Annotated in this window: 18 protein-coding genes and 2 pseudogenes; 9 read left to right on the top strand and 11 right to left on the bottom strand. The window is 70.8% G+C overall.

Going from position 1 to position 20303, the window contains the following annotated elements; translation table 11 throughout:
• Window positions 1–203: 203 nt before the first annotated feature.
• Entirely contained in the window at window positions 204–695 is a 492-nt protein-coding gene (locus OG782_RS35945) for a hypothetical protein (protein WP_406458357.1), read from the bottom strand.
• Between the two features lie 59 nt (window positions 696–754).
• Complete coding sequence (locus OG782_RS35940; RefSeq protein ID WP_406459451.1) at window positions 755–1876, bottom strand: M20 family metallopeptidase; 1122 nt, start codon at window positions 1874–1876, stop codon at window positions 755–757.
• Between the two features lie 268 nt (window positions 1877–2144).
• Here OG782_RS35940 and OG782_RS35935 point away from each other — a divergent pair, with 268 nt between their 5' ends.
• The 4 genes from OG782_RS35935 (at window position 2145) to OG782_RS35920 (ending at window position 5906) form a co-directional block, all read left to right on the top strand.
• Window positions 2145–3038, top strand: a complete 894-nt coding sequence (locus OG782_RS35935; protein ID WP_406458355.1) for a LysR family transcriptional regulator — start codon at window positions 2145–2147, stop codon at window positions 3036–3038.
• A 137-nt stretch (window positions 3039–3175) separates the two neighbouring features.
• Window positions 3176–4105, top strand: a complete 930-nt coding sequence (locus OG782_RS35930; RefSeq protein ID WP_406458353.1) for a TIGR03619 family F420-dependent LLM class oxidoreductase — start codon at window positions 3176–3178, stop codon at window positions 4103–4105.
• Between the two features lie 254 nt (window positions 4106–4359).
• Entirely contained in the window at window positions 4360–4875 is a 516-nt protein-coding gene (locus OG782_RS35925) for a DUF6630 family protein (protein ID WP_406458351.1), read from the top strand.
• Between the two features lie 233 nt (window positions 4876–5108).
• Entirely contained in the window at window positions 5109–5906 is a 798-nt protein-coding gene (locus OG782_RS35920) for a class I SAM-dependent methyltransferase (protein WP_406458349.1), read from the top strand.
• Here OG782_RS35920 and OG782_RS35915 read toward each other — a convergent pair.
• A complete protein-coding gene (locus tag OG782_RS35915) occupies window positions 5875–6159 on the bottom strand; it encodes a DUF2087 domain-containing protein (protein WP_406458347.1) in 285 nt (94 codons plus the stop codon). The genes OG782_RS35920 and OG782_RS35915 overlap by 32 nt on opposite strands.
• Window positions 6160–6311: 152 nt before the next feature.
• Between OG782_RS35915 and OG782_RS35910 the strand changes: the two genes are divergently transcribed.
• Window positions 6312–6752 carry a GNAT family N-acetyltransferase gene (locus OG782_RS35910; protein ID WP_406458345.1) on the top strand — a complete coding sequence of 147 codons (441 nt, stop codon included), beginning with the start codon at window positions 6312–6314 and terminating at the stop codon, window positions 6750–6752.
• Between the two features lie 51 nt (window positions 6753–6803).
• On the opposite strand, the gene OG782_RS35905 is transcribed toward OG782_RS35910, so the two are convergent.
• The 5 genes from OG782_RS35905 to OG782_RS35885 all read right to left on the bottom strand — a co-directional run bounded on the left by OG782_RS35905 (window position 6804) and on the right by OG782_RS35885 (window position 13041).
• The gene (locus OG782_RS35905; protein ID WP_406458343.1) at window positions 6804–8294 is read right to left on the bottom strand and encodes a UDP-N-acetylmuramoyl-L-alanyl-D-glutamate--2,6-diaminopimelate ligase; all 1491 of its coding nucleotides are present in this window, start codon (window positions 8292–8294) and stop codon (window positions 6804–6806) included.
• A 548-nt stretch (window positions 8295–8842) separates the two neighbouring features.
• Window positions 8843–10009: a S1 family peptidase gene (locus tag OG782_RS35900; RefSeq protein WP_406458341.1), complete on the bottom strand. Its 1167-nt coding sequence runs from the start codon at window positions 10007–10009 to the stop codon at window positions 8843–8845.
• A 496-nt stretch (window positions 10010–10505) separates the two neighbouring features.
• The gene (locus tag OG782_RS35895; RefSeq protein WP_406458339.1) at window positions 10506–12107 is read right to left on the bottom strand and encodes a carboxylesterase/lipase family protein; all 1602 of its coding nucleotides are present in this window, start codon (window positions 12105–12107) and stop codon (window positions 10506–10508) included.
• Window positions 12108–12271: 164 nt separating this feature from the next.
• Complete coding sequence (locus OG782_RS35890) at window positions 12272–12541, bottom strand: hypothetical protein (protein ID WP_406458337.1); 270 nt, start codon at window positions 12539–12541, stop codon at window positions 12272–12274.
• A 35-nt stretch (window positions 12542–12576) separates the two neighbouring features.
• Window positions 12577–13041: a MarR family winged helix-turn-helix transcriptional regulator gene (locus OG782_RS35885; RefSeq protein WP_406458335.1), complete on the bottom strand. Its 465-nt coding sequence runs from the start codon at window positions 13039–13041 to the stop codon at window positions 12577–12579.
• An 85-nt stretch (window positions 13042–13126) separates the two neighbouring features.
• Here OG782_RS35885 and OG782_RS35880 point away from each other — a divergent pair.
• Window positions 13127–13935, top strand: a protein-coding gene (locus tag OG782_RS35880) for an IS5 family transposase (protein WP_406447101.1) whose coding sequence is annotated in 2 segments (ribosomal slippage) — window positions 13127–13475 and window positions 13475–13935 — 810 coding nt in all. Because the reading frame shifts where the segments join, the coding sequence is not laid out codon by codon here.
• A gap of 106 nt (window positions 13936–14041) precedes the next feature.
• Here OG782_RS35880 and adhP read toward each other — a convergent pair.
• Window positions 14042–15067, bottom strand: a complete 1026-nt coding sequence (gene adhP, locus OG782_RS35875; protein WP_406458333.1) for an alcohol dehydrogenase AdhP — start codon at window positions 15065–15067, stop codon at window positions 14042–14044.
• Between the two features lie 139 nt (window positions 15068–15206).
• The gene (locus tag OG782_RS35870; RefSeq protein ID WP_406458331.1) at window positions 15207–15758 is read right to left on the bottom strand and encodes a glycoside hydrolase family 25 protein; all 552 of its coding nucleotides are present in this window, start codon (window positions 15756–15758) and stop codon (window positions 15207–15209) included.
• A 185-nt stretch (window positions 15759–15943) separates the two neighbouring features.
• On the opposite strand from OG782_RS35870, the pseudogene OG782_RS35865 reads away from it, so the two are divergent.
• Window positions 15944–16609: pseudogene (locus tag OG782_RS35865) on the top strand (NADPH-dependent F420 reductase); the annotation flags it as partial.
• Between the two features lie 175 nt (window positions 16610–16784).
• Window positions 16785–18209, top strand: a complete 1425-nt coding sequence (locus OG782_RS35860) for a hypothetical protein (RefSeq protein ID WP_406458329.1) — start codon at window positions 16785–16787, stop codon at window positions 18207–18209.
• Here the strand turns inward: OG782_RS35860 and OG782_RS35855 are convergent.
• A pseudogene (locus OG782_RS35855) lies at window positions 18169–19536 on the bottom strand (radical SAM protein). The gene OG782_RS35860 and the pseudogene OG782_RS35855 sit on opposite strands and share 41 nt — an antisense overlap.
• Window positions 19537–19760: 224 nt before the next feature.
• On the opposite strand from OG782_RS35855, the gene OG782_RS35850 reads away from it, so the two are divergent.
• Window positions 19761–20288: an SRPBCC family protein gene (locus OG782_RS35850; protein WP_406458327.1), complete on the top strand. Its 528-nt coding sequence runs from the start codon at window positions 19761–19763 to the stop codon at window positions 20286–20288.
• The last annotated feature ends 15 nt before the right edge of the window (window positions 20289–20303 follow it).

Genomic DNA, 20303 nt, shown 5'->3' with positions numbered 1-20303 from the left:
ATGAATTCCGGGCGGCGTGTGACATGAATGCGTGATCTTGTTCTCGCGGCCCGGTTCGGGCCGGTGAGCCGCGGACCGCCGCGGGCCGCACACGCTCCCCCGTTCGGGCCGGGTTACCGGCGACGCCCGGCATCGCAGCGGAGTCGCCGGGACGAGCGTCGGCCGGGGTGGTCCCGGCCGACGCCGTCGATCCGGCCGGGTCATCAGCGGACGCCGTTCACCGCCGCCCGGCTCAGCAGGAGTTCCGCCAGGGCCGGTTGATGCCCCATGGCCAGGAACGCCACACGCCCGGCACCGCGCCGTTCGAACTCGAACCGGTAGAAGGCCATGAAGAGAGATTGGGAGCCCATCACCTTCAGCGCCGTCACCTCCGTCCACGCCATCGCTCGTGCCCGGCCGAACAGACCGGTGACGACGAGGCCGTCGTTGAAGAGGTAGCACCTGCGGAGACCGAACCTCGCGCCGGCCCGGCCCCATGCCCAGGTGAGCCCGACCACGGCGAGCGCGACGGTGAGAGTGACGGCTCCCTTGGTCAACGCCGCCGGCGGCTGCTTGACGGCCAGCAGGACGAGTGTCACCAGGCACAGGGCCAGGAGCGTCCGCCGTGCGACCTGGGCGAGGGCGCCCCCTACGCCCGCGATGGCGTAGTCCCCCGATGCCTCGCCCCACCCGAGACGCTCCATGCCTGATCTCATGCCGGCTTCCTCCTCCGTAAGGCCATTGCGGTATCCCCTGTCTGTGCCTGCCGGCGTCATTACCTGGTCCGCGCGACGAGTTGGGCGAGCAGGCGGGCCCGCGGAACCATCTGCGCGACATTGACGTGCTCGGAATCCGCGTGCGCACCGCCCCCCACGGCCCCCAGCCCGTCGAGCGTCGGACAGCCCACCGCCGCGGTGTAGTTGGCATCCGACGCACCGCCCACAGCCGCTCCCCGCAGCGGTCCCTGGCCCTGTTCGGCGGCGATCTCGGAGGCGAGGGCGAACAGCGCGGCGGAGGACTGCGGCCCCATGGGCGGCCGTTGCCGCCCGCCCAGGACCTCGAGCCGGGCCCCTGGCGTACGCGGCGTCAGCCCGCGCAGCAGTACATCGATCCGGTCCTGCGCCGCCGTGCTGGGCACCCGTACGTCGAGCGAGAGGCGTGCCAGCGCGGGAACCGTGTTGCGCGCGCTGCCCGCCGAGAGAACGGTGGGTGTAACGGTCGCCGCACCCAGCACGTCGTCGTCCGCACCCCGCACGTCGTCGTCCGGAACCGAGACGGCCGACATGGCACCGATGCCTGCGATGGCCAGCACCTGGTGGGCGGCCTCGATCGTGGCGTTCACCCCCTTCTCCGGTTCCTGACCCGCATGGGCGGCCCTGCCGTGCACCACGACCTCGTACCGCGAAGTGCCCTTGCGGGCCGTCTTGAGCGCGCCCGCCTCGTCGGCCGAAGCCTCCAGCACGAAGGTCGCCGCACACCCTCGCGCGGAATCCTCGATCAACTGCCGGGAGGTGGTGGAACCGACCTCCTCGTCCCCGTTGACCAGGATGCACACCCCTTCCGGGGAGGGCAGGGACGCCAAGGCGTGGAACATCTGCACCAGGCCCGCCTTCATGTCCAGAACCCCGGGGCCGCGAGCCTTCCCGCCCGTCACCGACCAGGGATGCTCTCTGAGCGAGCCCATGGGCCACACCGTGTCGTGGTGCCCGACCAGCAGAACCCTCGGGGTGCCGAAGACCCATCTCAGATGGGACACACCCCCGATCACGATCCGCTCAGGCGCGGCCCCCAGCAGCCTCGCCCCGAGGGCGCCGACCACCTCCGCACTGCGCGCGACCGCAGCGTGATCGGCCGAGTAGGACTCGCAGAGCACGAGTTCCTCCAGATCGGCCAGCATCTTCGGCAGATCCACCGCCGGCTCCGTGCTCACCGGACCAGCCCCTTCTCCGTATCCCGTCGTAACCACACACGTCCCCCTCGGGTCTCTTGTGCCATGGGTGGGGCGGCGAAGCCCGGTTGCGTCCGACCTCCTCGCCGCATGAATGACGTTAGGGCGGGGTGCGGCATTCCACCAGCGACTGGATTGCATGGAAGCCATGCGTTCAGGGAATGCCATGGTCATGGATGATGAGCGAGCAGAGGCTTAACAGAAGGGTGGTGAGCGGGTGTTCGAGAACGAGGCACTGCGGCTGCTCGTGACCGTCGCGGAGAGTGGATCCTTCACGCAGGCGGCGGTCCGGCTCAACTACACGCAGTCCGCGGTGTCCAGGCGGATAGCCGCTCTGGAGCAGCAGGCGGGCGGGCCCCTGTTCGATCGGCTCCCCCGAGGCGTACGGCTCAATCCCGCCGGCCGCACTCTGCATCGGCACGCCACCGACGTACTGGACCGGCTGTCGAGAGCGGAGCGCGAACTGGCCGTGCTCCACGCCGGGCAGGGCGGGCTGCTGCATGTCGGGGCGTTCGCCACCGCCAACATCTCCCTGGTCCCCACTGCGCTGCGGGCGCTCCGGGATGCCCGGTCCGAGGTCGAGGTCGTTGCCGCCGAAGGTCCGACCGACGTCCTGATGCGGCGCCTCGCCGACGGGGCACTGGACCTCGCGGTCGTCAGCGACTACCCGTCAGGCCTGCCGCCGGCCGACGGTGTGACGACGACCGTGCTGTGCGAGGACGAATTGCGCGTCGCGCTTCCGCGCGGGCACCGGCTGGCGGGAGCCGGTGCGTTCGGCCTGGAGGAACTGCGCGACGAAGCCTGGCTCCAGAGCGCGTACGGCGACCGGCCGACCATGCTCGCCGACGCCTGCGCCCGCGCGGGATTCAGCCCCAGGAAGGTCATCCGGATCGCGGAATGGACGGGAAAGTTCGGCTACGTCGCCGCGGGGCTGGGGGTGGCGCTCGTGCCCTCGCTGGCCGCCCGGGCGGTCCCCGACACGCTCGTACTGTGCCGCCTCACCGACCCGGCTCTGCGCCGCACCCTGCACGTGGCCCTGCCCGAAGCCCCGATCCCGGCAGCGCTGGAGCTGGGTGAGCTGCTGCGTACCACCGTCGACCGGGGGTTCTGAGCTCTGCGGGGGTAGTCGCCGGTGGGGCCGCCGGGCTGACGTCCCGTCACTAGCGCGAGGAGCCGCTCAAAGTCCGCCAAAGGCCCCTTGCCGTAAGATAGTTGCCTCAGCACACTACATAGAGGGAGCGTACACGCATGCCGGTCGCACTCGGTCTCGGTCTTCCGCAGATGAAGCAGTTCGACATGGGCCGCGACGTCGCCGAGGTGGCGCGCGCGGCGGAGGCCGTCGGATACGAGAGCCTGTGGGTGTTCGAACGGGTGCTCTTTCCCGAGCCCGCCACCCAGGGGCTGTACGGAATTCCGGGGCTGGCCTGGCCCGATCACTACCGCAGCGTCGCCGATCCGCTCATCACCCTGACGCTGGCCGCTGCTGCCACCGGCCGGGCCCGCCTCGGAACCAGCGTGCTCGTCGCCCCTCTGCACGTGCCCTTCCAGCTCGCCCGCTCGCTCGCGACGCTGGACGCCGCCAGCGGCGGGCGGGTCATCGCGGGGCTCGGGACGGGTTGGTCCCTCGACGAGTACGCGGCCGCGGCCGTCGCTCCCTTCGAGAAGCGCGGGGCGGTCCTGGACGAACTGCTGGACGTGTGCGCGGCCGTGTGGGGGCCGGACCCCGTCTCGTACCAGGGGAATCTCACCACGATCGCATCGGCCGAGGTGGGGCCCAAGCCCGCACGTCCCATCCCCGTCTATCTGCCCGCGAGCGGCCCCCGGGCCACGCGCCGCCTGGTCGACCGGGCCGATGGCTGGATGCCTGTCGCCATGGGTGCGGCGCAGCTGTCCGAGCAGTGGCAGCGGGTTCAGGATGTCGCCGACGAGCGTGGCCGCACGCGCCCGGTCGGCGTCTGCGCCCGTGCCAACGCGCGCTACAGCGCGACGCCGGTGGACGGCCGGGAGCGGCAGCCGTTCCACGGCGACGTCGCGCAGATCGTCGAGGATCTGGTGGCGCACGCCGCCACGGGCGTTCCCGAGATCATGCTGGACCTCCAGGGAACCGTCCGTGATGCGTCGGAGCTCGTCGACGTGGCGACGGCGGTGTACGAGGGCGCACGGGAGGCGGGGGTCTGAGCGGTCCGCGTCCGGTCGCACGAGGAGGTTCCCGGGGGGGGCGGCCTCGCTGACACCCTCCGACGGAGGAATGCGACCGACAGCGGGTACTCGGTCGGGCCGGCGCTGCTGGTGGTGGTGCTGGTGGTGGTGCCCAACGCACCGGCTGCCCCGGCCCGTTGTCGTACCCCTGTGGCAGGGTTTTCCGTGGACGCCGAGCAGGTGTCCCCCTCCCCTGTCGGACGCCGTCCTGCAGCTGCCGAAGGAGCGCTCACATGTCCGGTCCCAATGACGCCCGCACCTCGCTCGCCGGTGTGGCCGCGCTGCTCGCCCCCGCCCATGAGGACGTCGCCGAACGGGTGTTGCGTGCCCACGACGATCCCGCGGGGTATGCGCGCGACCATGCCGGACGGCTGGAGGAGCGGGGGATCGACGGGCCGGTGCCCGACCTTGCCTGGATTGCGCTCGTCGACGCTCTTGCCGATCACCGACTGCTGGCCGAGCTGGACTGGAAGGAGGACGCGCAGGAGGTCCGGTCCCAGCTGAAGGCCCTCGAGTCCCGGCCGTCAGTCGATCCCTGGGTACTGGTCGAGGAGGACGAGATGCTCCTGCCGACCCACGAGTTCCTGGATGCCTGCGGCCGGCACTACCGCGAGGTCGGTGCGGCGCTCATGGTCCTCGACATCGATTCGGACTGCTACCCGGTGGTGGGCCTGCGCGCGGCGCGGGTCGGGGAACTGACCGCGGTGGCGGCCCGCGCCGGATTCGTCGCGCAAAGCCTCGGGACCTGATTCGGACGTACCCGGCCGATCGTTGGAAGAACAGACCGCGGCGACGACGGGAACACCCCCTCGGCGGCCCGCGGAAGGCTCGTGACGGGTCTCGCGGCGTGGCATGCGGGGCTGCCGGCCCAAGTGGCCGGCAGCGGGCCCCAAACGGCTCGAGCGAGGCCCCTCAAACCCTCATTGACCTGGTCTTTCCCGTCTCAGCCGCCTAACGTTTCCGATCGGGGAGGGAGGTACGGATGGACCGCAGGATTCGGAATGTGGACGACGTACTGAAGCTGCTGGACGGCCTGTTCGAGCCGGAGGCCGATCGCTGGACGGCGGCCGGGGCGTCCTGGTGGGACACCTTCTACGCGGACCGGACCAGGCCGGTGCCGTTCTTCACCGCGAAGCCGGACGAGAGTCTCGTCTCGTGGTTCGAGCGCGGTCTGATCGGGCCCGGCCGCGCACTCGATCTGGGCTGTGGCGCCGGCCGCAACGCGCTCCGTCTGGCGTCCCTGGGATACGAGGTCGATGCGGTCGATCTGTCACCGACGGCCATCGCCCGGTCCAGGGCGCGCACGGCGGAGGCAGGCGTCCGTATCCGGCATCTGTGCGGCGACGCGTTCGAACTCATCCCGGGCGATCCGGACCGCCGGTACGACCTCATATACGACTCAGGCTGCTTCCATCACCTGCCGCCGCACCGCCGCATCAGCTACCGCGCCCTGCTCGACCGGGCGCTCGCGCCGGGCGGTCACCTCGCCCTGACGTGCTTCGCGGCAGGCGCGATGGGATCGGAGCTCGACGACGCCGAGTTCTACACCCGCTCGCGCCTCCTCGGCGGACTCGCCTACACACCGGCGTCGTTGCGCTGGATCTTCTCCGACCTCACCGAGGTGGAGATACGCCGCATGCGGGACGAGCCGTCCGATTCACCGCTGTTCGGCGAGGCCTTCCTGTGGTCCGCGCTCTTCCAGCGCGACACCGGCCGGCGCGACACCGCCCCGCCCGACGGGAATTCCGTCACGCCGCCGGGCGCAGCCGCTGGTAGCTGACGCCGTCCTTGGTCCGCGCGAGCAGGCCGCCGATGACCAGGTAGCGGCGCAGCGCGGCACAGTCCTCGTGGACGGTGAGCAGCGCCTCGTTGACCTCGCGTTCCGTGTACGTGCGGCCGGGCTGGAACAGCGTTTCGGTGAGGTGTACGAGGAGCTGCTCGCGGCGGGCCGTCCTGCGCGGGATCGTCGTCAGACGGCCGTGCGAGAAGAGTGCTGCCACGCCGTGGCTGTTGCTGGACTGGTTGTCGGACATGGTGGGAAGCCTTTCAGCCGATTCGGCGGTCGGCAACGCATTTCCCGGGCCCGCATTGGCCCGGACACGGGCGGCGGAGGAGGTGTGATCCCGACCGGCTCCTGACGGGGGTCCGAATTGACGCGTTGCCGTTCACACGGTTCCCTGCTGCGATGACCACTCTTCGCATCGTGCCGGTGGACGGCGACGCCATGCTGCTGGACTGGCAGTACGTCCACAACACGATCATTCCCACTGCCGTGTTGTCCCTCGCGGAGGTGAGTGAACGTTCCCGTCGCAACCGGCTGGCCGTCGCCTGTCTGGGACCTGTCCTGGTGGGTTGTTCCACCGTGCGGCCCCCCGCTCCGGGCACGGAGGTCGCCACCGTGATCGCGCGAATACTGCCCCGGCACCGCCGCCGCGGATTCGGCAGCCTGCTGTACGCGCAGGGGCTGGCCGAAGCGCGCGGGCTCGGCGCCCGAGTGATCGAGACCTGTGTGCTGGAATCCAATCCGGAGGGGCTGCGCTTCGCGCTGGCGCATGGCTTCACCGAAACCGAGAGGTACGTACTGCCGGGTGACAGCGTGCCCTTCATCGATCTCAGGCTGGCCTGATCGCCGGCGTGCCGGACGCGGCGCTCTGCGGCGGGCGCAGAGCGCCGGTTGTCAGGCCTGGAGCGCGGCCAGTTCGCGCACCGTCGCCATGTCACTGAACGGGATGAGCTGTTCGCCGACGATCTGGTAGGGCTCGCTCCCCTTGCCCGCCACCAGCACGATGTCGTCCGGCCCGGCCACCGAGAGGGCGTACGCGATCGCGGCCCGCCGGTCCGCGTGGCGTTCGAACCTCGTGCCTGTGGCCCGGAGGCCGGGGGCGATCTGGTCCATGATCGCCTCGGGGTCCTCGTTCCTGGGGTTGTCCGACGTCAGGACGCAGAGGTCGGACCGGGTCCCGGCGATCTCCCCCATCCTGGCCCGCTTGGTGACGTCCCGGTCTCCCCCGCAGCCGAAGACCGTGACGACCCGGCCCGGCGAGAAGTCCCGCACGGCGCTGAGCACCTTGTCCAGGGAGTCCGGGGAGTGTGCGTAGTCCACGATCACCGCTGTGCCGCGCGGCGTCTCGAAGCGTTCGAGCCGGCCGGGGACCGGGGGCATGCGGTCGAGTGCGGCCACCAGTGCGGGCAGGTCGTGGCCAAGGAGGTGGCAGGCCGCAACGGAGGCCAGTGCGTTGGACACGGAGAACCGTCCGGGCACGGGGATCGCCGCCGGGTACTTGCTGCCCTCGTGGTGGAGGGTGAAGCGGGTACCGAAGGCGTTCATGCTCAGGTCCGTGGCCCGGTAGTCGGCCTGCGCGTCGATGCCGTACGTGGTGACCATGCCGGGCATCGTCGGCGCGATCGCCGCCCCGACCGGATCGTCCGCGTTGACCACGGCGCTCCGGCACAGCCCCTGGAAGAGGCGGAGCTTGGCGTCGCGGTAGTTCTCCATGGTGCCGTGGTCGTCCAGGTGGTCCTGGGTGAGGTTGGTGAAGATGCCGACGTCGAGGAAGGCGCGGTCCACGCGGTGGTGCAGCAGGCCCATCGACGTGGCCTCCAGGACCACGGTGGCGACCTCGCGGTCGCGCATGTGTCCGAGGAGGTACTGGAAGTCCGGTGACTCCGGTGTGGTGAGAACCGAACGGGGCATGGGGATCAGTTCGTCACCGATCCGGCTGCCCGCTGTACCGATCACCCCGACGCGCGCGCCCTCGGCGATTCGCAGCAGGGACTCCACCATGTACGAGACCGAGGTCTTTCCGTTGGTGCCGGTGACGGCCACCATGTCCATGGACCGGCCGGGCTCTCCGTGGTAGCGGGAGGTGACGACCGCCGCCGCGGTACGGGTGTCGGCGACCCGCACCACGCACGCATCCGTGGCCGCGGCACGCACGGCCGCCAGGAGCTCCGGCGACTCGCCTTCCGCGAGCACGGCGACGGCGCCCCTGGCCAGTGCCGGGCCGACGGCCTCGGGGCCGCCCTCCCGGTGTCCCGGCACGGCGATGTAGAGCGAACCCGGTGACACGCGATGCGCGTCGAAGCAGGCCCCGGCGGTGATCGGGGTCTCCGGATCGCCGAGAAGGACCTCGTGATCGTGCCCGGCCAGCAACTCCCTGAGATTCATGCAGGGGTCCTCTCGAAAATGCGGCTCGGCCCGTCGGCCGCCGCGGGGGTTGCCGACGGCGCGCCGCGGGAGCTGCGCATGGTGTGGTGCTGCGGACTGTGCAGCGAGGGAGGTGAGAGCTCCGGTGGCGGAGCGGGAGAGAACGGCCGGGAACGGAAGAACGTCCCGGCGCGGCCGGCTGTGGCGGGTGCCGGTCAGCCGTGGCCGTGCAGAGCGCGGCAGCGCACCTGGGGAGCGGCGGGGCCCAGCAGGTGAGGCACCTGTCGCAGGCACTCCTTCACCGCATCTGTGTGACCCATGTGTGGAGTGTACGTCCCATGGACCGCCGCGGATCCCGGCCGGCGTTCCGGCCTCCTGCGGCGGCTCCGGACCTGGAGCAGGGGGCGGCGGGCCGGAGCGTTCCGGCCTGCTGCGGCGGCTCCGGACCTGGAGCTGGGGGCGGCGGGCCGGGCGGCCCGACAGTGACGTCGCCGAAAGCGCGGCGGGGCCTGCCGCGCGGAAGCGGTTCGCTCCCGCGCGACAGGCCCCCTGGGGCCCGTCGGGTGTGGTCAGGCGGTGTGGAGCGTCAGCCCGTACCGGTTCAGGATCTCGTTGATCGGCTGGTGCCAGGTCTCACCTCCGGTGCTGCAATCGCCCCAGCCTCCGGAGGTGACGCCCTGCGCCTGGTCGCCGCTGATGAAGGCGCCGCCCGAGTCGCCCGGTTCGGCGCACACGCTCGTCTTGGTCATCTGGTAGACGGCGCCCTGGCTGTAGTTCACCGTCTCGTTGGTCGCCAGGACGTTGCCGCAATGCCAGTGCGATGTGGATCCGGAGCGGCAGATCGACGCGCCGACCGGTGCCACGGCCGAGCCGCGGACGAGCTGATCGGAGACGGTGCCCCAGCCCAGGACCACGGGGACCGTCCACCAGCCGTTGCCCACGCTGACCCACGCGTAGTCGTCACCGGGGAAGGAGGATCCCTGGAAGTTGCCTATCCCCGAGCCGTCCCAGCCGCTGACGGAGGCTCCCGCCTGCCCGCAGTGTCCGGCGGTGACGAATCCGCCGTACACGGAGAAGCCGATCGAGCACCGGACGTTCCCCGTGTAGTACGGGTCGCCGCCCACGGTTCCCGCGGAGAAGGTACGCGGTGCCTGGGCTGACTGCTCGACGATGACCGGCCCGGCCTTCCGGGCCCGTTCGACGAACTTCCGGACATCGTTGTCAGACCGCGCCGATGCGACGACGTCCACGACGACGCTGTTGGCCTCGGGGTCGACGTGCCAGCTGCTGACCCCGGCGGGCGCATCGAGCCGGTCGATCTTCGCCTTGGCAGCGTCGAGCCGGCGCACGGTATGGGTCACCAGGCGCACGGCGGCGCCCGTCGCCCGTACGGCAGCCGCCTGCCTGCCGCTGGTGACGGCGACGGTGAGGTCGCCCGTGGACGCGTCGAACCAGGAGCCGCCGTACGACGCTCCGGCGGCCTTCCGCGCCCTGGGCTGTATCTCGGTTGCCGTCTTCTCCGCCGACAGCCGCGCCCTGGCCTGACGCTCGGTCAGGCCGAAGTCCTTCTGCATGGCGGCCAGCAGGCCGGTGGATGCCTGCGGCGCGTCACCGGCGGCGCGGGAGGCGGTGGCGGGCGTGTCCGCGGCGGAGGCGGACGGGAATCCGGCGCCCGCCCAGGCTCCGACGAGGAGCGCGGCGGACAGGGCGGTCCGTAAAGCTGTGGTACGTCTCAAGGCCTTGGCCCTTCTGTTGTTCCGGCAGCGTGGGGGAGGAACAGCAGGCGTCCGGGAGACAACTCTCCTGAGAGCGCTCTCAGAGTGTGCCGCTCCGGACTGTAGCCCAGCACTGTTTGCAGGTCCATGCCAATGACGTAGTTCTCGTGCGGTTCCTCGGATGAGCAGCCGTACTCATCCGGCGCTCCACGGCCCGCCCTACCGTCACACCGGGCCGCGCCACAGGCGGGTACGCGCCGGGGCGTGCGGGGCAAGGGTAGCGGACATGGACAGGTCGTCGGGGCGCGCCGGTTCGGAGCCGGAGCGACAGGAGCACTGGTGTGCTCGGCCGCTCTGGTGCTCGGCGGCTGCGGGGTGGTGAGCACGAAGGAGGACCGGCGGTTCGCCGAGAAACGCGCCGAGAAGCACTGCCGCGGCCGGCCGGTCCGGTCCGCGAGGGCCGGGGACCTCTGCGACTGCCGCCGCTGTAAGGCGTGCGGAGGCGGGGCGCATCGCCTCAGGGCCGCTCGGGGCCGTAGGTGAAGGTTCTCCACAGCGCACGGACCGACTCACCGTCCCGCCAGGGGTCGGATCCCGCGGCCGGGTCCGCCGTCCCCCAGATCCTGACCCTCTCGCCCGAGGTTCCGCCGACCGGATCCCAGCCGGGGTCGCCGGTGGCCGCGAACCCGGCCCAGGCCGCGGTCATCCGCTCCGCCAGGTGCCGGTCCGCACGCGTCGGCGCGCCGCCGATGAGGAACCGGACGCTCTCCTCGCCCACGTTCCCGAAGCAGAACGGGACGTCCGCGCAGTGCCACGCGTACACCGCCGGCTGCGGCCCGCTGCCCCGCTGGCGGGCGAAGCGGGACAGGAAGGTGCGCCCGCCGGTCCGGGCATGGGATGCGGCGAGGCGGTTGCTGTACTCGCCGAACATCAGGTCCCCGTACACGGCGAGGTGGATGTCGCGCACGGGCGCACCGGGCAGAAGCGCGCGGTACCCCTCCAGCAACGTGTCCGGCAGGCCGAAGTCCCGGGCGAAACGCCCCAGTTCCTCGTCGGTCGTGATCTCGGCGCAGCTGCCGACAGCGTCCAGCAGCCAGTACTCCTGGGTGGTGTGGCAGACGAGCAGCTCGACGTCCGGAGCTGCCCCGGCGGCGATCAGGGCCACCGGGTCGCCGCGCAGGACGTGCCCGTCGGCGACGGGGCCGTAGATGACGGGGTCCCAGTGGACACGGCCGGAGTGCGGATCGTTGCGGTATCCGCCGACGACGGCATCGGAAGCGCCCACCAGCGTTCCGGCGGACGCGCCGGTCAGTCCGGCGCGCGTCGCGGGGACTCCCGCCTCGGCGGCCACCTTCTCCATGAGGTGCTCGGCGAGCTCCGGTGCGAAGCAGGGGCCGACGGCACTGTGCGCTATCGCGCGCCGGAACAGGCCGCGCGCGCCGTCCATCGTCATCAGGCAGGCCACCGCTGTCGCTCCGGAGGACTGTCCGGCCACGGTGACGCGGTCGGGCGCTCCCCCGAAGGCGGCGATGTTGTCGCGCACCCACTCAAGCGCGGCGATCTGGTCGAGCAGTCCCCGGTTGGGCGGGCAGGCGTCCTCGCCGTCGGCCGGGACATGACCGAAGCCCTCGAACCCGAGTCGGTAGTTGAGGGTGACCACGACCAGGCCGGCGCGGGCGAGCTCCGTACCGTCGAAGTCCGGCTGCGCGCCGGAGCCGAAGGTGTAGGCGCCTCCGTGGATCCACACCAGCACCGGCAGGGGGCCTTCGGGGATGCCACGATCGGGCGCCGGGGTCCAGACATTGAGGCTGAGGACGTCCTCGTCGCCGGGCGACCACCGCGGCGCGCCGGGGAGTTCGGCCGACTGCGGCGCCACCGGCCCGAAGTCCACACACGAGCGAACGCCGCTCCAGGGCCTGCGGGGTTGCGGTGCCCGGAACCGGTTCGCTCCGAACGGCGGCTCTGCGTACGGGATTCCGAGGACGGCGACGGCACCTCTGGCCGCCGCGCGTCCCCGCACCTGCCCGCTTGTCGTATCGAAGACACTCGTCAACGCTTCTCTGCCGTCCTTCGCCCCTCGCCCCCGGCCGGGGGCGGTGATCAGGATGGCAGAGCACATGGCGGCGACGCGACCGGAATGATCACCGGGTCACGAGCCGGTTCCGCGGTCGCTCCAGCCGTCGGCCCCGACGCGGGAACAGGAGCATTCAGGATGCTCACAGCCGCACTGCGCCGGGCTGTTGCGATCCGGTCGGATCGCTGCGATCCGGCCCTGCGGCCGGGTCAGCCGGCCTGGCCGATCGCGCTGCGGAGCATGGCCACTGTTGTCGCCGCCGCCGCGCGCTCCGCTTCGTCCCCCGTGGCTCGAACCCGCTCCTCCAGCAGCACCACCGCGGCCTGCAGCACACCGACGCGAACCGGAACGCTCTGCATCGCCGTCAGTACGGCTGCCGCCTGTTCCGCAGGCGTTGCCGTCGAGGCCTGCGGAATGAGGGTGGAGATACCGCGCCCGAGTGCACGGTCACGAGGCGGCTGAGCCGCGGCTGTGGTCACCGAAGAAGTCTGCCGCACCCGGTAGGCGGAATCGGTCAGCGACCTGGCCGCTGGGCCCTGGAGCCGCGCTCCGTCCGATCGTGCACACGCCTCAACAGAGCTGCCAGTTGCACGCGTTCACGGGTGGTCAGCGGTGCCAGGATGTCGTCCTGCACGGCCAGCGCGTCGGCCTGGAGGCCTGCGAGGAGTGTGCGGCCCGCGGGGGTGACGGTGACCGTGACGCGTCGCCGGTCGGCAGTGTCACGTGCCCGCTCCACCAGACCGGCCGCGCCGAGATCGTCCACGATCTTCACGATGTCGCTGCGGTCGATCGCGAGCCGCGACGCCAGTTCCCTCTGCACATGGGGCCCGAGGTCGACCAGCGCGGCGAGCACCGCCATGTGGCGGAGCCGCAGACCACGCTCGGCCAGCCGCTCCGCCAGCCTCCTCCGCGCCGTCTTGCCGGTCCTGGACATGAGGTAGGTCGTGAATCCCAGAAGGCTGGGCGGGGTCTCGTTCATCGTTCATATCGTAGGGGCGCACCAATGATGGGTACGCCCCTACTAAGAAGTCATCTCATTTGGAGGGGTCGGTAGGCTGTCGTTCATGGTGGGGATTGTTGAGCGGCTGGTGCCGGATGAGTTGTGGGAGCTGTTCCAGCGGGTGGTGCCAGAGGCGCCCTCGCGGCCTCAGGGTGGCGGTCGGCGTCGGCACGGTGATCGTGAGGTGCTGGCCGCGATCGTGTTCGTGGTCACGTCAGGCTGTACGTGGCAGCAGTTGCCCACTGCTTCGTTCGGGCCGTCGGGGGCAACGGCCCATCGCCGTTTCTCCGAGTGGTCGAAAGCCAGGGTCTGGGCCAAGCTCCACCGAGTGGTGCTCGACGAGCTCGGTTCCCGCGGCGAGTTGGACTGGTCCCGCTGCGCGATCGACTCGGTGAACATGCGGGCCCTGAAAAGGGGGATCTGACGGGTCCGAATCCTGTCGACCGGGGCAAGTTCGGGTCGAAGATCCATTTGATAACCGAGCGAACCGGTCTGCCCCTCTCCGTCGGAATCTCAGGGGCGAACCTGCACGACAGCCAGGCTCTGATCCCGCTCGTGCAAGGGATACCTCCGATCCGCTCCCGCCGCGGACCGCGGCGCCGCAAACCCGAAAAGCTCCACGCCGACAAAGGCTACGACTACGCTCACCTGCGACGGTGGTTACGTCAGCGCGGCATCCAGCAGCGCATCGCCCGCAAGGGGATCGAGTCTTCTCAGCGACTGGGCCGCCACCGGTGGACCGTTGAACGCACCATGTCCTGGCTCGCCGGCTGCCGCCGACTCCATCGACGCTACGAGCGCAAAGCCGAGCACTTCCTCGCCTTCACGAGCATCGCCTGCACCCTCATCTGCTACCGCAGACTCACCAAATGAGATGACTTCTAATGCCCGGTCGTCCGGTCGAACCGCATCCGGCCTGGCCTGGCCCGACGTGGCCGGCACCGGGCCCGTCGCCGACTCGGCCGGCACGGCACGGCGCTCAGGCCGGTGTGCCGCCCAGGTCGAAGACGAGGCGCCCGGACACCTTGCCCTCGAGGACTTCGCCGATCGAGGCGTTGATGTCCGCCAGGTCCCGGCTCTCGCGGACCACGCGGGTGCGGCCGAGTCGGTGCAGGCGGAACACTTCGGCAAGGTCCTCGCGGGTCCCGACGATCGACCCGAGGACCTTCGTGCCGTTCAGGACCGTGTCGAAGACCGGGAGCTCCAGCCTGCCCTCCGCCGGGAGCGCGACCAGGACGAGGGTGCCGCCCCGGCGCAGCGCGCCGTAGGCCGCACGGAACGACTCGTTGCTGACGGCGAGCGAGATCGCCGCGTCGGCGCCGCCGATGCGGTGGGTCTCCTCGGCGACGTCCTGGACACGGGCGTCGATGACGTGGTCGGCGCCCAGTTCCCGGGCGAGGGCCAGCTTCTCGTCGGTGACGTCGACGGCGATGGTCTCGGCGCCGAAGATCCGGGCGTACTGCAGGGCCAGATGGCCCAGGCCCCCGATGCCGGAGACGAGGGCGCGGGTGCCCGGGCGCGCACCGGACAGTTTCACCGCCTTGTACGTGGTGACACCCGCACAGGTCAGCGGCGCGGCGTCCAGCGGGTCGATACCGTCGGGCACCGGAACGACGTAGGTGCCGTGGGCGAGGGCGTACTCCGCATGGCTGCCGTCGACCGAGTAGCCGCTGTTCTGCTGCTTCAGGCAGAGCGTCTCCCACCCGGAGACGCAGTGGTCGCAGTGGCCGCACGCCTCGCCGAGCCACGGGATGGCCACACGGTCGCCCACCGCGAGATGGGTGACCTGCTCACCGGCCGCCTCCACGATGCCGATGCCCTCGTGGCCGGGAACGAACGGCGGACTCGGTTTGACCGGCCAGTCCCCCTGGGCCGCGTGGATGTCGGTGTGGCACAGCCCCGAGGCCTCCATGCGGACCAGGACCTGATGTCCGGCCGGGGTGGGGACCGGCCGGTCCTCGATGACCAGGGGCTCGGTGAAGCTGCGGACGACGGCGGCTCTCATGGGTGTTCCTCCGCTTCGATGCGTGCGTCCGGCGGTCGCGCTTCGCGCGGCGCCGGGCGCACAAGCCTCGGAACAGGGTATTTCGGATGACTGATTCTCGCCCGTTCTCGTCCCTTCTCCCCCTCCGGCCGCCCGGCCGCTACCCGCGCGCCCAGGTACGCATCGCCGTCCGTGAGGAGAAGGCCGCGACATCCTTGTCCAGCGGTTGGTCGGTGTACTGGTGAATGCGCCAGGACGCCTTGATCCGGGGCTTTCCGGCAGAGACGTAGTCGGCGATCCAGAGCCCGTCCCCGGCGTACGACGTCGTGTCGTGGTTCAGCCAGAAGTAGCGGTTGCAGTAGAGCAGGACCTTGTGGTGCGGCCGCAGTCTTTTGACCTCGCGAATGAACCGGTCCTTCTCGGCATTGCTCGCATGGGTGCCCTCGCCGTTCTGCTCCCAGTCGACGGCCAGCAGTTCGCCAGCCTTTTCCGGCGCCTTGCTCAGGAAGTACTCCGCCTGGGCCGTGATGTTCCCGGGCCAGAGGAAGTGGTAGAAGCCGACCACGCACTCTGCGTCCCGGGCGCGCTTCGTCTGCGCGGTCAGGCGTGGGTTGACGTACGAACGGCCCTCGGTGGCCTTGATGAGGACGAAATCAAGCCCGTCCGTCGCGAAGGAGGACTGATACGCGCTGACATCGACACCATGCAGCATGGGCACCGCCTTACACCGGGTCCGTGAGATTCCGCTTCCTTCTCTGTTACGTGCCCGCAGCCCGCGGGTCCCATCCTTCCGGGGCGCCGGGAAATCCAAATTGCCGCCGCCCGGAATAGCTTCCGGAAGAGCGGAGTTGGTGAACCGGCGAGACCCGTTTCGCGTATCGCTCGCACCTCAGGAAGGTCGGATCCATGAAGATCGGCATCATCGGAGCAGGGAACATCGGCGGCAACCTCACCCGGCGCCTCACCGCGCTCGGCCACGAGGTGTCCATCGCCAACTCGCGCGGCCCGCAGACCCTCACCGCTCTGGTGGAGGAGACCGGCGCCACCGCGGTCACCGCCGCCGAGGCGGCGAAGGGCGCCCAGGTCGTGGTGGTCACCGTGCCGCTCAAGGCCGTTCCGGCGCTGCCCGCCGGCTTCCTCGACGACGCCGCGGAGGGCTTCGCGGTCATCGACACCGGCAACTACTACCCGCAGCGCGACGGCCGCATCACCGCGATCGAGGACGGCCGGCCCGAGAGCCTGTGGACACAGGACCGGATCGGTCGCCCCGTCATCAAGGCCTTCAACGGGACGTACGCGCAGGACATCCTCTCCAACGGCCTTCCGGAGGGCGCCCCGGGCCGTCAGGCGCTGCCGGTGGCCGGGGACGACGCGGCCGCCAAGCAGACGGTCCGTGCCCTGATCGACGAGCTGGGCTTCGACACCGTGGACGCCGGCGGGCTCGACGAGTCCTGGCGCCAGCAGCCGGGCACGCCGGTGTACGGCAACAGGGGTGATGTCGCAGCGATCGAGAAGGCCCTGGCCGCCGCATCGGCCGAGCGGACCGCCGAGTGGCGGGCCTGAGGCCTCGTCCGGACCGCGCGTGCCGGCCGCCGTCCCCGGAGCCGCCGAGTATTTGAATCCGTTGCCCGGAACGGTGGTGCCGGGGCAGGGTACGAGGCGACCATGGTGCAGGAGGGCGGTATTCCCCGGGCCGCGGTTCCGGCAGCGGGGTTCGGGGACGAGCCGAGGCGGGGTCATGCGCAGCTATGCCGGTGTGTTGTTCGGACATCTGGTCTTCGCCACGATCTGCGGCTTTCCGGTCCCGATCGCCTTCGTTGTGGCATACACCGCCTGGCGCGAGGGCCAGGACTGGACCTGGATCCCCCTGCTCGTCGCACTGGCCGGATCGGTCCTCATTGTTGTCATCACCCTCGCGTTCTCCCGGAGCCAGTTCCCCCGGATCACCCGCAGGGACCGGGTGAAGGACGACAGCGTCTCCTACGGGGAGGAGACCCTCGTGATGTGGGCCCCGCAGTCCCCGAAGGGCCATCCGCAGGCGCGGCTGGTGCGGGCGGACGTCCTGGAGGCGTCCGTCGTGCGGTACGAACCCGATGGCGAGGCGACCTTCACGACGTACGGGGGCGACTACACACCCACCGAGTTCACGCCGCTGCTCCGGCTGAGGCTGCGGGTGCACGACACGGGTGAACCCGGAGGATCCGGCTGCTCCGACGCCTTCGAGATCACGGACGAGTGGCGGGTGCCGTCCCTCTGTCTCTCGGCGGTCACCGCGGGCCGCCTGGCCGTCCTCGTCGAACCGGCCGGCCCCGGAGCTCACGGGAAGGTCACCCCGTTGTGGCCGGCCAGTGCCCTGCTGGCGGGCACGAGGACCTGCCGGGTGATCGGCCTCGACGGCCGGCTGACCGATGTGACCCGGCGCTCCGGCCGTCAGCTGCAACAGATGCGGATCTCCCGGTCGGTGGGAGGCATCGCGCTGGCCGGCGACACGATCGACCTCCGTCGTCTGGACGCGCACACGGCGGCGCGCTACACGGCCGTGGCCGAGGCCGACCGCATCTCCCCCGAGGACCGGGCGCCGGTGACCGAGCCGGGCGAGGAGTCCCGGTGGATCGTGGACGACCTCCCGGGCGCGCGTGCGGCGTTCGGCTCGGTCGGGCGACGGTGGTCACGCCGCGGTGGGGTTCTGGTGCGTGGCCGGTTCCTGGAGATGCGCGCCACCCACACCTTCCAGGACCACGGCCCGGTCCTGGACACGGTGCTGCGGGTCCATCCGGCGGACGGCACACCGCCGTTCGAGGCCGCCCGGCGGCTCACCGTGCCGATGGACTACCTGGCGGTCCTGCACCGCACCAGGGAGGTCGTGCTCTACGCCCACCCGGACGGCGGGTCGTTCGTCGTCGACTGGCCCCGCACCGGCCTCCTCGCAGGCACCGCCTCGTCGGGCATCATCGCTCCCGACGGCCGGGAACTCCCTCTGACGGGGCGCCCCGACGTGATCTGGTCCCTGATGAATCTGCTGGCATCCCACGGCGTCTCGAACCCGGCTCCCGTCCTGGACCTGCGCCGGCGCCGGCTCAACGCCGTGGCGGGGATACTGATGGAGGCGGTGCCGGAAGTGTCTAGGAGGATTGCTCCTCAGGGGCCGGCAGGCTGTCCATGAAGGAGCTGACCGAGAAAACGGCCTGCCCGGGGCCGGGCGGTCCGTAGCCGGGGGGGGCGAGCTGAGCCCGTACTCCTCCATCGTCGAGCGGTAGGCCTCCAGCAGACGGATGTGGTACTCCAGCGGCGCCCCGTCCGGGTTGGTCCTGCCCAGGGGTGTCGTGGGCTCGGGGCACCAGGTCGTGAAGCGCGGTGTGATGCCGTGCGACATGAAGAACCGCAGGCCCTCGGTGGTCGAGTCGATGGCCTCCTTCACCGTGGTGAAGCCGAACGGCTCGGCCATCTCCACCCCGGCGACGAAGTTGGGGACGACGTTGCGGGCACCGAACGCCTCGGCGGAGTCCAGGATGCGGCGGTGCCATGCGTCGCGGCCGACGTAGCGCTCCTTGCCGGGGCAGTACAGCTCGAACAGCCGGCGGTCCCACACCTCGTAGTTGGGGTGGTAGATCTGCACCCCGTAGTCGTGAAATCGCTGTACGTCGGCCTTGGGCAGGGCCTGGGAGACGACCTTGCCGATCCACCGGCCGGGGAAACGCTCCTCGATGGCCCTGGCGTACCGGCCGTAGAAGTCGGCCTCGTCGCGGCCGCCGAGGTGGGAGGTGATGGCGCCACCGGTGAGGGTGTACACGGTGGACGTCCTCGCCGTGTCGTACCGGTCGATGACGGCCAGCGCCTCATCGACCTCCTCGACGGGCTTCACCCCCGTGTACGGGCGGCCCGCCGCCTTGTGCTGGCGCCAGTTGTGGTTGATGTCGCAGTACTGGCACTCCTCCTTCGCGCCGAAGTACTGGCAGACGCGGAAGACCGTCGGATAGACGAGGTATCCCCACCGGATGGTGGGCGCGACCTCCATCACGGACTTGCCGTTGTCCAGGGTGTGCCGGTAGTAGTCAGGCATCGGCGGCAGCCCGACATCGGAGTTCCGCCTGCCGTCGAGGTAGAGCCCGAGCACACCGCTGTCGTCGGCCGCCACACGGTAGGGGGACGCCGGGTTGACCCGTACGGAGACGACGGTGCGCCGCAGCTCGTACGGGCCGCCGGTGAGCACGATCTCCTGGGGCGGACGGCGCAGCGCGGCAGCCCCCCAGCTCGGGGAGGGTGCCGTGGTCGAAGGAGAAGATGAAGTACGACTTCGGCTTGACGTCACCGTCCTCGTTGTCGCTGAGCGCGGACTCGTCGAAGGCCAGGCCGCCACGGAGCAGGTCCTCCTTGATGACGGCCTCGCGCGGAACGTGCGGGAACCGCTCCGTGAGCTGCTCGATGAGGCGGGTGCGGCTCGCGTCGGTGCTGTCGGGGCCCGCATGGCCGGGGTCGGTGCGGCTGGGCATGTGCGGGGGCTCCTCGGTCCGGTCGTCGAAGGTGTTCCGGTTACGCCGCTCTGTCAACGAACCACGGGGCGAAGCATTCTCGCTCCGGCCGGCCGGATCCACCGGCGCCCGCCACCACCCCCTAAGTGACCGGTGAGTAGGGTGTGGGTCCGGGAGCACGTCGGCCGTGCGGTCGGCCCGACGTCCCTGAGTTGACGCCGTCGGCCGCGGAACGGAAGTGCTTCATGGCCCGCACCATGTCCGTATCGGACAGCATCGTGATTCTCGCCGAACCATCGGCTGTGTACGCCCGGTTGAGCGATCCCACCGCGATGGGGCGCTGGAGTCCGGAGAACCGCGGCGCGAAGGTCCTCGGGGAGCGGGGGGACGCGTACGTCGGCATGGTCTTCGAAGGCCGCAACAAGCGCGGGGCGATGAGCTGGACGACCCGGTGCACGGTGACGGCGGCCGACCCCGGTGAACGGTTCGCCTTCCGGGTGCACGCGATCGGGGCCCGGCGGCCGTTCCTGCCGGGCGCGATCGCCACCTGGGAGTACCGGTTCGAGGCGGTGGACGGCGGCGGCACCAAGGTCACCGAGACCTGGACCGATGACCGCCGCGCCTGGCCCGACTTCCTGGCGAACGCGTTCGACCGCGCGGCGACCCGCGGGCACACCTTCGCCGTGTTCCAGCGCCGCAACATCCGCACCACCCTCGAGCGCCTCAAGGTGGCGCTGGAGTCCCCGCTGGACGAGGGGGCACCGCGCGCGTGACGTGGCGGGAGGAGT

It is taken from the genome of Streptomyces sp. NBC_00876 (genome assembly GCF_045207435.1).
Lineage (GTDB): Bacteria > Actinomycetota > Actinomycetes > Streptomycetales > Streptomycetaceae > Streptomyces.
This window is presented reverse-complemented; position numbering and strand designations above follow the sequence as displayed.